We start from the raw sequence: 12003 nt of genomic DNA on the forward strand, positions 1-12003 counted from the left end.
CGCAACTCACTAAAGATGCCTTGGAGTCGCATTCTGCCCGTAGGAGATAGCAGTGGCAACCAATCTCCCGTCAGCTTTGGCGGGTTTGGGGCGATGGTGCGACACCTGAAACGGTTAACAGAAGGCATTCACGAGGCTTTAGAAGTAGATGCTGTGTCTAAAAATGCTTTGGCACTTTTGCAACCTTATCAGCCGAATATTGCCGTAACCTGGCTGTTTCAAAGAACAATGGGCGTGGAAATCGAGCAAAAAGTTGACCCAAATCAAATCAACCAGTTGCTTTCTAGCGTATTTCAAGCGATGGAACAGCTAGGAGATGAGGTATTACGCCCATTTTTACAAGATGTCGTCCAGTTTCCCGCCTTATCAAAAACCCTGTTAAAAACAGCCGTCACTTACCCCGGATTAGTGGCTCGAATTATTCCCTTAGTGGGAATCCCGATGCTTCTAGATTGGATGGTTCACTACCTAAACTTGGGAATTTACACGGCTTTATATCCTCTAGCAACCGCCCTGCAACCGTGGACGAAGACGTTACCGCCACTGCCTCGATACTACTGCGATCGCTTCCTCCAAGCTTGGAAATATGGCTCCGGAGGCGATTATAGAAGCCTGAAGAATCTAGGGTGAAGCCCTTCGGTAAGGGTAAAAGAAACCATAGAGGCAAGCATGATGAAGCCTAAAAGAGGAAATTTTACACTTGATACTTCACGCTTGAGACTTCATCCTTTATCCTTAGGTAAACTCTGGCATCGCTTGAGCATTACCAGCAAGTTTACTTGGGCAGTTGTGGCGCTGCTGCTGCTGATTACACAAGTCGCGATGACGAGCTGGCTGTCGCTGAATGCAGTGGTGCGAGAGACAGAAGCGGCGATTCTCACCAGCATTGAGGTGCAGGCAAAAGTATTTCAGATGGATGCCGCCTTACAAGACGCCCGCCAACTGGAAAAAGACTTTTTTTTGAGCTGGCCTTCTATGGGATTTTCCAGCGCTAGCCAGGATTATGTCCAGGCGCATCGGGAGCAAATTGACAAAGCCCTGGATATCAGCAGCCAGTTGCAAGAGTTACTCAATGGTGGGAAGGTTAGCGATGCTTTGCGTCGGAGCAATCCGGAATTGGTGGCTTATGTAGAGCTTGTCGAGCGTTATGCTAGCAGCTTTAAAGAAGCTGTGGCGTTGGTGGGGACGCTGGGAATCGATGATGTGGGGGTGCTGGCGCGGTTAGAGCAAAATTCGCGGCTATTGCACGACACGCTGCAACTCTCTGCCAGTTCGGAGTTGATGATTTCATATCGGGAAATGCAGTCGGTGGAGAAAGAATATCTCTCCAACCGTCAGGAGGACAAAATCCAGGCGATGTATGAGGCGGTGGAACGTTTGCGCCAGGGAATTCAACAAGCACCCCAACTCAATGCCACTCAGAAGGCGGCGGCGTGGGAGTATCTGAATGCTTACGAGTTAGCGATCCGAGAAATTATCAACCTCGACGCCCAAATTAGAAGCAAAATCAGCACTTTTGACGAGCAAGCGGCAAGTGTTTCCACTAAAGTAATTGGGTTGGCAAATGCTGACGTACAGCGATCGCGCCTTGAAATCGCCCGAACCAGCACGCTAGCTACGGTACTGCAAGCGATGACAGTATTGACGGCGGTGTTGCTATCTGGGGTGATTGCAAATATCTTCGCTACTGCTTTAAAAAATTTGCAAGCAGAACAGGAAAAATCTGAGCGTCTGCTGCTGAATATCTTTCCAGAAGCGATCGCCCATCGATTAAAACAGGAACAGCGCACGATTGCGGAAAACTTTGCCGATGTGACGGTATTGTTTGCTGACATTGTTGGTTTTACTGAGCTTTCGGCTCGGATTTCCCCAACTGATGTGGTTGAGTTGCTCAATCAGATTTTCTCAGCCTTCGATCGACTGGCAGATCGCCACGGTTTGGAGAAAATTAAGACAATTGGAGATGCTTATATGGTGGTAGGAGGACTGCCAATGCCTTCAGAAGATCACGCGGAAGCGATCGCGGAAATGGCACTGGATATGCTGGAGGAAATGACTTGCTTAAGTACCAAGATTGGCGAAGCGTTGTCTACTTCTCGCCCTCAACACTACACCATCCGAATTGGAATTAATACGGGTCCCGTCGTTGCAGGCGTTATTGGCACGAAAAAGTTTATCTATGATTTGTGGGGCGATACGGTGAATATTGCTAGCCGTATGGAATCCCAAGGCATTGCGGGTTGCATTCAAGTGACAGGAGCAACTTATGAACGCTTACGGCATAAGTACCAGTTTCAGGAACGGGGAACTATCCAGGTAAAAGGTAAAGGGGAGATGAAAAGCTTTCTCCTCAAAGGCAGACATCAAGACGATTCACGATAGATGAATGGTACTGATATATAAGAGCCTTGAGATAAATCTCTCACCTTAAAGCTAAAGCTTAAAACAGGTTAAAAGCCTTTGTTTCCCCAGTATTTGGGCCAATTTCAACTGATTTTAGCTCTTATCCCTAACTTTAGTTCAGGGCTGAAGTCAGTGCGATTCCACTATAGATTAGACCTCCTGCATGAATCAGGAAGTATGTGCCAGTTCGTAGTTTAGTAAGCCAGCAATCAGGTTTAGGCGCAAACCAAACCGTCTTCTGCGGTTGCGATAACGTCCTGAAAAAATGCGGAAGATCTTGAGGCGACGAATCACATGTTCTACTCGTACTCGGAGCCGAGCCAAGGTTCGATTATGCTGCTTTTCCTCGTCAGGTAAGGGCTGCTTGTGTCGCTTCTTAGTGGGAGTACATGCTCCCCCATAACGTTTAGCAAATCCTTGATATCCTCGGTCGGCTAAACACAATTGAGACGGAACAAACGATAAACGACTGCGCTTGAGTAGCTTAAAGTCATGGGTTCTGCCGGTGTCTACAGCAGTACAAATGATTTGCCCGGTTTCAAACTCCACCAGCAATTGTGCTTTTAGCGTGTGGCAACGCTGCTTTCCACTGTAGTAGCGTTTCTGTTTTTTTGGGGGCGTTCAATTTCCATCTCGCCAACATCGACCACCATCACCTTCCACTCCCACCCCGGTTGATACAACTGACGCTGGCTTGGGAGACGAAACTTGCCACTCTTGACTAACAGGTCTTCCACTTTTGTGATAATCCGTCCCACTGTAGTCTCATGTAACCCCCAACTCACCCCGATGTGAAACTGGCTGCGATACTCTCGCCAGTAAGCCAAGGCTACTAATAATTGGTCTTCGACACTCAGCTTCGCCTGTCCACCCCGTCGTCCTTGTCTATCGAGGTGTGGGCGTAAGACCTCGACCATCGCATGGAAAGTCCCTCGGCTCACACCACACCAGCGTTTGAACTCAGGATTTGATAGAGTCTCCAATTCCCGATATCGCATCTCTACTTCTGGCATTCATTTCTATTGAGACTCTAGCGTGCTTGAGCTGGCTACAATCGGCAATTGTCACATGACTTTCCTATTCATGCAGGAAGTCTATTTTTGTAGAAGACTTGCGATTCTCACGTTTTTCAGGACTGCGAACAAGCCAATCTCTAAATATTTCCGGCTCAACTCGAAAAAGCGAGGTTAAGGAATGTAGATCATCCCCAGTTTATTATTGAACCTCTCTTGGCTCTGAGTCAAAAGATCGCACCATGATTAAACAAGAATTTCAAACCACCCACTACTTTACCGTTTTAATGGGGCTGCTACGCGATCGCCAAGGATTTATGGAAGAAATTCGTCAAGGCGTAAGACTTCCCAGTAAAATCACCTCTCTACTCGTTTGTAGTTCCCTCTTTTTTGCCGCCTATGGCGCAATTATCGGTTCATCTCATAGCTTTTTACAAGCATTGTCCTCTGCTGTTAAACTTCCCTGCTTCTACTTAATCACGCTGATTCTTTGCTTGCCAACTTTATATTTTTTCAGCATTCTTTTTGGCTCAAGCAAAAGTATTGGACAGTATTTCGCCATGCTTCTAACTTCTGTCGCCGTGATTAGCGTTCTAGAATTTAGCTTGGCACCCGTAGCGCTAGTTTTTCTGTTGACCGCCCACAACTACCAATTTTTTGTATTGTTAAATGTGGGTATTTTTGCTCTCACCGGATTGACTGGCGTCACTTTCCTCTATCAGGGAATACAGTTTATGTCCGTACAAGATAGCGAAGCAGCACAAGAAACTCGTACCAGAGTTCTGAAATTTTGGTTAATTCTTTATGCTTTAGTTGGCTGTCAATTAGGCTGGACACTCAGACCCTTTTTTGGAACTCCTGGACAATTTGTATTGTTTCGACCGATGGAAGGGAATTTTTATCTGAGTATTTTCAAAGCAATTGGACACCTTCTAGGTTTTAATTAAAGCTGCACTCAAATAGCACTTGTCTACGTTCAGGATTGTCCATCCTACTTAGCTCGGTCTTAGCTAAAATATCGGAATTCTTGTTTGGAAGCAGTACATAAACCCACCCCTGCTCCTCCTCAATTTCAGAGAAGAGGTTAGGGGTGAGGTTACGAGTAGATATCGAAACAAAGTGAGAACTGCTATATATATCGATAAATAGTTGATAGTTGTAATTTCTGTAGTAAATCGTTACTGTTTTTAAGGAAAAAACTTCGGCTAGATAATATTAACAAGTGATTCTGGCTCACGATTAATATCAGAAAATGATGCGATCGCTTCCAGGATCGCGCTTAATTCACAGAAACTTCATTTAAACCACCTAAATTATAAATTTAGGGTAAAGGATTCTTTCATCGGTGATAATACGGATAGCAATATCCTCAGATCAGCGGTGAAATCTACTCATTTCAGTGGCGAAGCTACAGTTCGTTGAATTTGGATATTTGAGTGTAGGGTAGGGAACACGGACATTTTGCACCTTACTCTGGGAACTGGGAAGGCAACAATCCCTCCACCCCTCGTTTCTAAGCGTCAGCCTAGAGAACGAGAGGAATCAAGGCAGAGCTTTGATTTGGTAGGTGCAAGATGTAAAGTATCTGGAATCAGGATTGATTAGGAATTCGAGAGTTCCTAGTGTCATACATCGGCTTTATGAGATGTATGAGAGCGATCGCTTCCAGTTATGAAGTTTTTAGAAGCTTTGTCTCGCCCCTGTAAGGTGTTGCAGGTTTGTTAAGCGATGAACGTTTTTGGAAGTGGTAGGTAGGAGAAACAGGTAGCAATGACAATTAAAAATCCCGCAACTACTAATTTTTTCTGTCTTCTGTCTTAAGTACCATCCAAAATCTCCTGAGCCAATTTTGGCGTTAAAGCTCAAAGACAACCTGCATTCTCATGCTAGTCCAACCCGCAAAAAAATTATAAACATCGGCTTTTTACTTACGAGATGGTCATCAAAGGAAACAAACTCATGAAAAAAACTCTAGCCGCCCTTACTGTTGGCTTTACCTTAGCGATGGGAGCCACTTCTGCTAACGCCGTTCCTCTTTACGACGGCGTATCACAGCCAAATCAAACGCCCGCTCAACAAGGATGGGAATATAAAGAAAATGCTTTTAAGTCTCCTGTACCGACTGCAACGCCTTCCACTGAAGGCACTATTTTGAATACGGGTAATACCAGTAATCAAGCAGGCTACTTCAAAGTATCGCCAGTGCTGCTTGACCGCAGTACCGGATATAGTATCAGTTTCAGCGTCAAGGTGAGTTCAGAAACTCACCTCAACAACAATCGTGCAGGCTTCAGTCTGATTGTGATGAGCAATGGCGTCTCTGGTGAAACGCAACCTTATGGGCTGGAATTAGGTTTCTGGCAAAATAGCATCTGGGCACAAAACGTTGGTTTTACTCAAGGCGAGAAAGTAACTTTCAACGTCCAGAAAACGATGAATAACTATGTATTGTATGTAAAAGACAACCAGTATCAACTGTTTATGAACGGTTCTACCTTTCCTGTTTTGCAAGGCAATCTGCGTCAATATACCGGATTTACACCGCCTCCCGGATATCTCAACCCTTACACAGCTTCCAACCTGATTTTCTTAGGCGACAACACGACATCCGCCACGGCGAACGTTACCATAAAAAGCCTCTCCGCATCCTCTGCCAGCAATGTTAACCTCACCAATGCCTCTGTAAAATAATCATTTCACTTTAGGGAATCAAAAAGTCCAAATGAGCGCCAGTTTGGGCTTGTAGCTCCTCCAGAGAACCTTGCAATTTCAAGCGACCTTGCTCCAGAAAAACAATCCAATCAGCTCGATTAATTACTCTGGGGCGGTGGCTAATTAAAATGGTGGTTCTACCTTGGCGGTGAGACAGCAACTGCTCTAAAACTTGCGCTTCGCTCACCGGATCGAGTCCCCCCGTGGATTCATCTAAAATCAGAACTGGCGGCTCGTTTACAATCGCTCTGGCAATTGCTAATCGTTGCCGCTGTCCGCCAGAAATATTTGCCCCGAATTCACCCAAAACGGTTTGATATTTGTCGGGTAGCTTGCTGATAAATTCATCTGCACCCGCAATCTGGCAAGCTCTCACAATGTGTTCAAATGCAACGTGAGGGGAACCTAAGCGGAAGTTTTCCACAATTGAGCGACTCCAAAAGTGAGGCTCTTGAGGAACGAGAATCACCTGTTGTCGCAAGCAATCAAGTGATAAATCTTGTAAATTATACATGCCAATGCGGAGATTTCCAGAATGTGGTGAATATAATCCAGCGATTAACTTCGCCAGGGTGCTTTTACCGCAGCCAGATTTACCAATGAGTGCAATAACTTTTCCTCCAGGAATGGTTAGCGAAAAATCTTCTAAAAGGTCAGTTCTGCCAGCGTGGTGGAAGTTGAGATTTGTGGAAATAATATCTGCATCTCCCGGAATTTTAGCAAAGGGTCTTTTGTCATCAACTGGATTTTCTGGTGTAGAGTCAATTACTTCCGTAAGACGTTGGGTGGCGGTTTGAACGCGAGTGAGTTCATCGACAAATCCCACGACTGCCCCAATAAACGCTAGAAAGTTTCCATTCATGCCGTTAAAAGCTAACAGTTGCCCAATAGTTAATTCTTTGCTAATCACCAAGCTACTGCCAAACCAAAGTAAAATGACGCTACCAATACTAGAAACTAATCCAGAAAAGGTACTGTTGATAATGACAATTTGAATTGTCCGGAAGGTGATATTAGCAAGGCGACCGAAGCGACTCTGAAATTCTTCCCAAAATTGCGGTGCAGATGTAGTCGTTTTGAGCGTCAGTGCCCCTTTAAAAGTCTCAACTAAAATGCCTTGATTTTCTGCTTCTAAGACTAATAAGCTCCGAGTTTTTTGTTGCAGTGTCGGTAGGAAAATAATTGTGGAAATTGTCATAACAACAGCAATGCACACAGCAACACTTGTTAGTTTGATGCTGTAGAACAACATCAAACTAAAAGAAACGATGGCAATAAATAGCTGACTCGGCAAGCTGACAACGACTTGAGAAACTAACTGATTAATTTCTTGAATATCTCGCAAGCGGCTGACAATTTCGCCACTGCGACGAGCTTCATAATAGGAAAGCGGCAAACGCAAAATTGCTCTGCCAAATTCTAAAACTAAGCCTAATTGGAGCCGTTGAGAAAAATGGGCGATTAGGTTAGATTGCACCAGTCTGAGGCTACTGGATACAACGTTCATCACCATAACAGCAGTCACGACACCCGTTAGTAGCTGGGTATCCCCCCGAACCAGCACATCATCGGTGAGGATTTGGATGAGGAAGGGGGATGTCAGGGAAAGCAACCCCAAGACAAGGTTAATGATAAATGCCTCAGCCAGAATCCCTCGGTAAGCCCAGACGGGTTTAAAGAAACGCCCAAAACCGCCAACTTTATCATCAACTTGGGCAGAAAAGCGGACGGAGTCTGGCTCTAGTAACAGCATGATGCCATTTGTCCAGCCTGCCGCTAGCTCGTTTTTAGTGAGGTAACGGATGCCGACAGCGGGATCGGCGATCGCATATTTTTTCCGGTGCTGCCCGTATAAAACAACCCAGTGGTACCCCTTCCAGTGAATGACGGCTGGTAGCGGTGCTTGCTTCAATTTGTCAAGAATCTGTGGTGAAGCTTTCACTGCTCTAGCATTAAAACCGAGTGCTTCTGCACCCCGCCGGAGTCCTAGCAATGTGGTTCCTAGCTGCCCAGTGCCTACGGCTTCACGGATGCGATTGAGCGTAAAAGTCCGCCCGTGGTGTTTCGCGATCGCAGCAAGACAAGCTGCTCCGCAGTCTTCTTCACTGTGTTGTAAGACATGCTCGTACTTCATGCTTAACTCATGCCATAGTGTCAGGATTTATGCGGTTCGGTAACTAACACACTATAGGCGCACTATAGACAAAATCTAATGGTCAACTTGAACGGTTGATAGAGTTAGGAGGCGCTCAAAAGCAGTCACTACAAGAAGATCGTGGCTGCTTCCTTTTGACATTCGTGACCGCCTCAGTCAGTTTTCGCAACGAGCATCAATCACAAAGCAGCAGATAAGAGACGCATATTTGGGTTTTCATCAACCCAGCTCAACGATGGGAGCGATCGCTCCAAAGCGAAAATCTCAATCAACACGCAAGTAACCACATTTACATAACTTGTCATGAATGTTTGATAAAACCCTTGGTCAAACATTTCTGCAATTATGACGTTTGCATCTAATATGAGGCGTTTGAACAATCCCAGCCTCTTGACAAGAGTCCTACCTCTTTACATTAAATCAAATACATTAAAACAAAAAGTTATTAATTATTAACAAGCCGTATTACTTAGCTATAACTACTTTAGCCTACCTCTTAAGCATTGAATGAATAATCCCAACAATCTTTATAAGAACTCATACACAAAACTCAATAAAATTTGCTTGTTTTAAATGTCTTTCCTCTATCTTGAGATTGATGCTAACTCAGTATTTAAGTCGCAAAATATACGATATCGCGAGTCAAATAGAAGAAGACTCTGCAAGCCTTTAAACAAAACCTTTAGTGGCTTTTGCTAAAAAGTTTTCTCTAGTTTTGAAACTCTAAAACGCTTACACAATTTTAATAAATTTTAGGAAAAAATAACTTTTCTGAGGAGGAAGCAAGAAGGGATTTCCTGAACATTTTTCTTCAAATAAGCGTTCCAGCAATTGAATTGAGAAAATTTTACTAGCAAGAAATAAAAAGGAATTGTATAACCCTATATTTGGAATTTTATTACCTAAAACTTAAGGTATTAAAGCTTCAATCTGAAAGGATTACTTTTTGGTTTGCGGGCTAAGATTCGCGCGACTCTTTCCAAATGAGCATTCATTGGAGTTTAAGGTGAAACGAGTAGCGATCGCATTGAGTCTTTTTAGTCTAGCTAGTAGCGCTCTTGTGAGTTGCACATCAGCTCCCCGGAACGCTCAAAACAGCCAACAAAATAGTTCAGAACTTTCATCCGTTGCTGTCACAGTGCGCGATCTCGGCAACCCCTTCTTTGTACAAGTTGGTAAGGGTGCAGAGGCGGCAGCTAAGAGAATTGGCGGTGCGGACGTTAGCACAACCCTCGTCTCCAGCGGGGACGATTTAAATCAGCAATTTAATCAAATTGAAAATTTCATTGCCTCAGATGTCAGCATGATTATACTTAATGCTGCTGACAGTAAGGGGATTTTTGCAGCGGTTGAAAAAGCTAAACAAGCAGGAATTCCAATCATTGCAGTTGATACTGCCGCTGAAGGAGGTGTTGATGCCACTGTTACCTCCAACAACGTGCAAGCAGGTGAAGTAAGTTGTCAATACATTGCCGATCGATTGAAGGGTCAAGGCAATGTTGTAATTATCAACGGACCTCCTGTTGCTTCAGTTGTTGAGCGAGTCCAAGGATGTCTGAGCGTATTTTCCAAATATCCCAATATCAAGATCCTTTCAAAAGATCAGAATGCAGAAGGTAGCCGTGATGGGGGATTGAGAGTCATGAGCGATTTGCTCACATCCTTCCCAAAAATTGATGCCGTTTTTGCAATTAACGATCCTTGTGGTATTGGTGCGGAGCTAGCTGCTACACAAGCGCAACGCAAAGAGTTCTTTATTGTTGGCGTCGATGGCGCACCCGAAGCTCTAGATGCGCTCAAGCAGGAAAATAGCTTATTTGTTGCGACTGCGGCTCAAGATCCCTTTCGCATGGCAGCCAAGGCAGTACAGGTCGGGAATGACATTATCAAAGGGAACAAGCCTGCCAATCCAGACATTCTCATTCCAGTCACGTTGGTTACTCGTGAAAACGTGAATCAGCATAAAGGCTGGACAAGTGAATAACGAAATTTTTGTCGTTAATTGCACCAATTTATGACTTGATAATCCATCAATTTGAATCGTATTTTCACAAACATTACAGGGATTTCTGATGGCAAGTAGCACTCAACCCTCAATAAAAACTAAACCCGTACTCGAAATGCAAGGAATTACAAAAACCTTTAATGGTTTCACCGCCTTGCATGATGTAAATCTCACTATTTATCCTGGGGAAGTTCATGCCCTTATGGGTGAAAATGGTGCAGGCAAGAGTACGCTGATGAAAATCCTGGCTGGAGCCTATATAGCCGATGCAGGGGAAATCAGAATTGACGGTCAAGCTGTTAAGATGACAGACCCAGGTCAAGCTAGAAATTTGGGTATAGCCATTATTTATCAAGAGCTTAATCTCGCCCCAAATCTGACCGTTGCTGAAAACATTTTCATGGGGAGCGAGCTTAAGAAAGGAGGCACCTTCATTGACCGAGACGGAATGCGGCATCAAGCATCTGAGGTATTGAGAAACCTCGACGCGAGTTTTGATGCGGGCGACCTGGTTTCAACCCTTTCCATTGCAGAACAGCAGCAAGTTGAAATTGCTAGGGCGCTCAAACACAAGAGCAGCATTCTAGTAATGGATGAGCCGACAGCAGCGCTTTCAGACCGAGAGACAGAGAAACTTTTCGAGGTTGTTCGCCGCTTGCGGAATGAAGGGATTGCGATTATTTACATTAGCCATCGGATGGAAGAGATTTATGCGCTTGCTGACCGCGTTAGCGTGATTCGAGATGGCGGGTATATAGGCTCTCTGGAGAGGAGTGAAATTTCCGCCCCTCGCTTAGTAGAAATGATGGTGGGTCGTTCTTTACAGGATTTATACGAACATAAGCGTCAAACCCATCCTGGCTCAGTAGTCCTTGAGGTAAAGAATTTAAGTGATGGGCGCAAGGTAAAATCTGCGAGTTTTAAACTGCATGCTGGGGAAATTGTTGGTTTAGCAGGCTTGGTTGGCGCAGGCAGAACTGAAATTGCTCGTCTTATTTTTGGTGCTGACCGAAAGGCTAGCGGTGAAATAAAACTGGAAGGTCGTTCTCTCAATATCTCGACACCCGATGATGCAATTAAAGCGGGAATTGCCTATGTCCCAGAAGATCGTAAGGATCTCGGTCTATTTCTGGAGATAAGTTCTGGTGAAAATATCACTATGAATGTCCTTGGACGAGAGGCAACCTCTGGCATCATCAACTCAAAATCCCTTTTTAAAATTGTGGCTGATGCCGTTAGCAACTTAGGGATTCGTCTTGCCAGCCCAAGCATCAGGGCAATGGATTTATCTGGGGGAAATCAGCAGAAGTTATTGCTAGCCCGTTGGTTGGCAATTAATCCCAAGGTACTTTTGCTCGATGAACCTACGCGCGGCGTTGACATCGGCGCGAAAAGCGAAATTTATCGAATTATTAGCGATCTGGCAGCAAAAGGTGTAGCCATTTTGATGATTTCCAGCGAACTGCCGGAAATCGTGGGAATGAGCGATCGCGTCTTGGTGATGCGTGCGGGAAGCCTGGTTGGTGAAGTAGGCGGCTCAACTGGGGAAGCAATTACACAAGAGAACATCATGGGTTATGCCACAGGGGCAAGAGAGGTAGCAAAATCATGAGTCAAACAGAAGTAAGAACCACCAGAAATGGAACGAGCGATCGCTCTAAAGCGAGTAATCGTCAAGCTTGGAAAAATTTCATTCAGGTTGCTGGTATCCTACC

Annotated in this window: 8 protein-coding genes and 1 pseudogene; 6 read left to right on the forward strand and 3 right to left on the reverse strand. The window is 44.8% G+C overall.

The window, feature by feature from the left end:
• Positions 1–630, forward strand: a pseudogene (locus H6F50_RS21895) (FAD-binding oxidoreductase); the annotation flags it as partial.
• 39 nt (positions 631–669) lie between these two features.
• On the forward strand, positions 670–2382 hold the full coding sequence (locus H6F50_RS21900; protein ID WP_242029160.1) for an adenylate/guanylate cyclase domain-containing protein: 1713 nt from the start codon (positions 670–672) through the stop codon (positions 2380–2382).
• Between the two features lie 189 nt (positions 2383–2571).
• Here the strand turns inward: H6F50_RS21900 and H6F50_RS28050 are convergent.
• Positions 2572–3401 (reverse strand): IS5 family transposase gene (locus H6F50_RS28050; protein ID WP_347277199.1). Its coding sequence is split into 2 segments (ribosomal slippage): positions 2572–3011 and positions 3011–3401, totalling 831 coding nucleotides; the frame shifts between segments, so codons are not numbered across the junction.
• Positions 3402–3658: 257 nt separating this feature from the next.
• On the opposite strand from H6F50_RS28050, the gene H6F50_RS21910 reads away from it, so the two are divergent.
• Together H6F50_RS21910 and H6F50_RS21915 are read left to right on the forward strand one after the other, a co-directional pair.
• Entirely contained in the window at positions 3659–4363 is a 705-nt protein-coding gene (locus H6F50_RS21910; RefSeq protein WP_190410010.1) for an actin-binding WH2 domain-containing protein, read from the forward strand.
• Positions 4364–5375: 1012 nt separating this feature from the next.
• The gene (locus tag H6F50_RS21915; protein ID WP_190430334.1) at positions 5376–6107 is read left to right on the forward strand and encodes a hypothetical protein; all 732 of its coding nucleotides are present in this window, start codon (positions 5376–5378) and stop codon (positions 6105–6107) included.
• A 10-nt stretch (positions 6108–6117) separates the two neighbouring features.
• On the opposite strand, the gene H6F50_RS21920 is transcribed toward H6F50_RS21915, so the two are convergent.
• Both H6F50_RS21920 and H6F50_RS27755 read right to left on the reverse strand, forming a co-directional pair.
• Positions 6118–8262 (reverse strand): peptidase domain-containing ABC transporter, encoded by a 2145-nt coding sequence (locus tag H6F50_RS21920; protein ID WP_190430335.1) that lies wholly within the window; start codon positions 8260–8262, stop codon positions 6118–6120.
• Positions 8263–8462: 200 nt separating this feature from the next.
• Positions 8463–8588 (reverse strand): hypothetical protein, encoded by a 126-nt coding sequence (locus H6F50_RS27755; RefSeq protein ID WP_277879374.1) that lies wholly within the window; start codon positions 8586–8588, stop codon positions 8463–8465.
• A gap of 701 nt (positions 8589–9289) precedes the next feature.
• Here H6F50_RS27755 and H6F50_RS21925 point away from each other — a divergent pair.
• Positions 9290–10267 (forward strand): substrate-binding domain-containing protein, encoded by a 978-nt coding sequence (locus tag H6F50_RS21925; protein WP_190430336.1) that lies wholly within the window; start codon positions 9290–9292, stop codon positions 10265–10267.
• Between the two features lie 88 nt (positions 10268–10355).
• Positions 10356–11900, forward strand: a complete 1545-nt coding sequence (locus H6F50_RS21930) for a sugar ABC transporter ATP-binding protein (protein WP_190430337.1) — start codon at positions 10356–10358, stop codon at positions 11898–11900.
• Positions 11901–12003: the final 103 nt, after the last annotated feature.

The organism is Coleofasciculus sp. FACHB-712 (assembly GCF_014695635.1).
Lineage (GTDB): Bacteria > Cyanobacteriota > Cyanobacteriia > Cyanobacteriales > FACHB-T130 > FACHB-T130.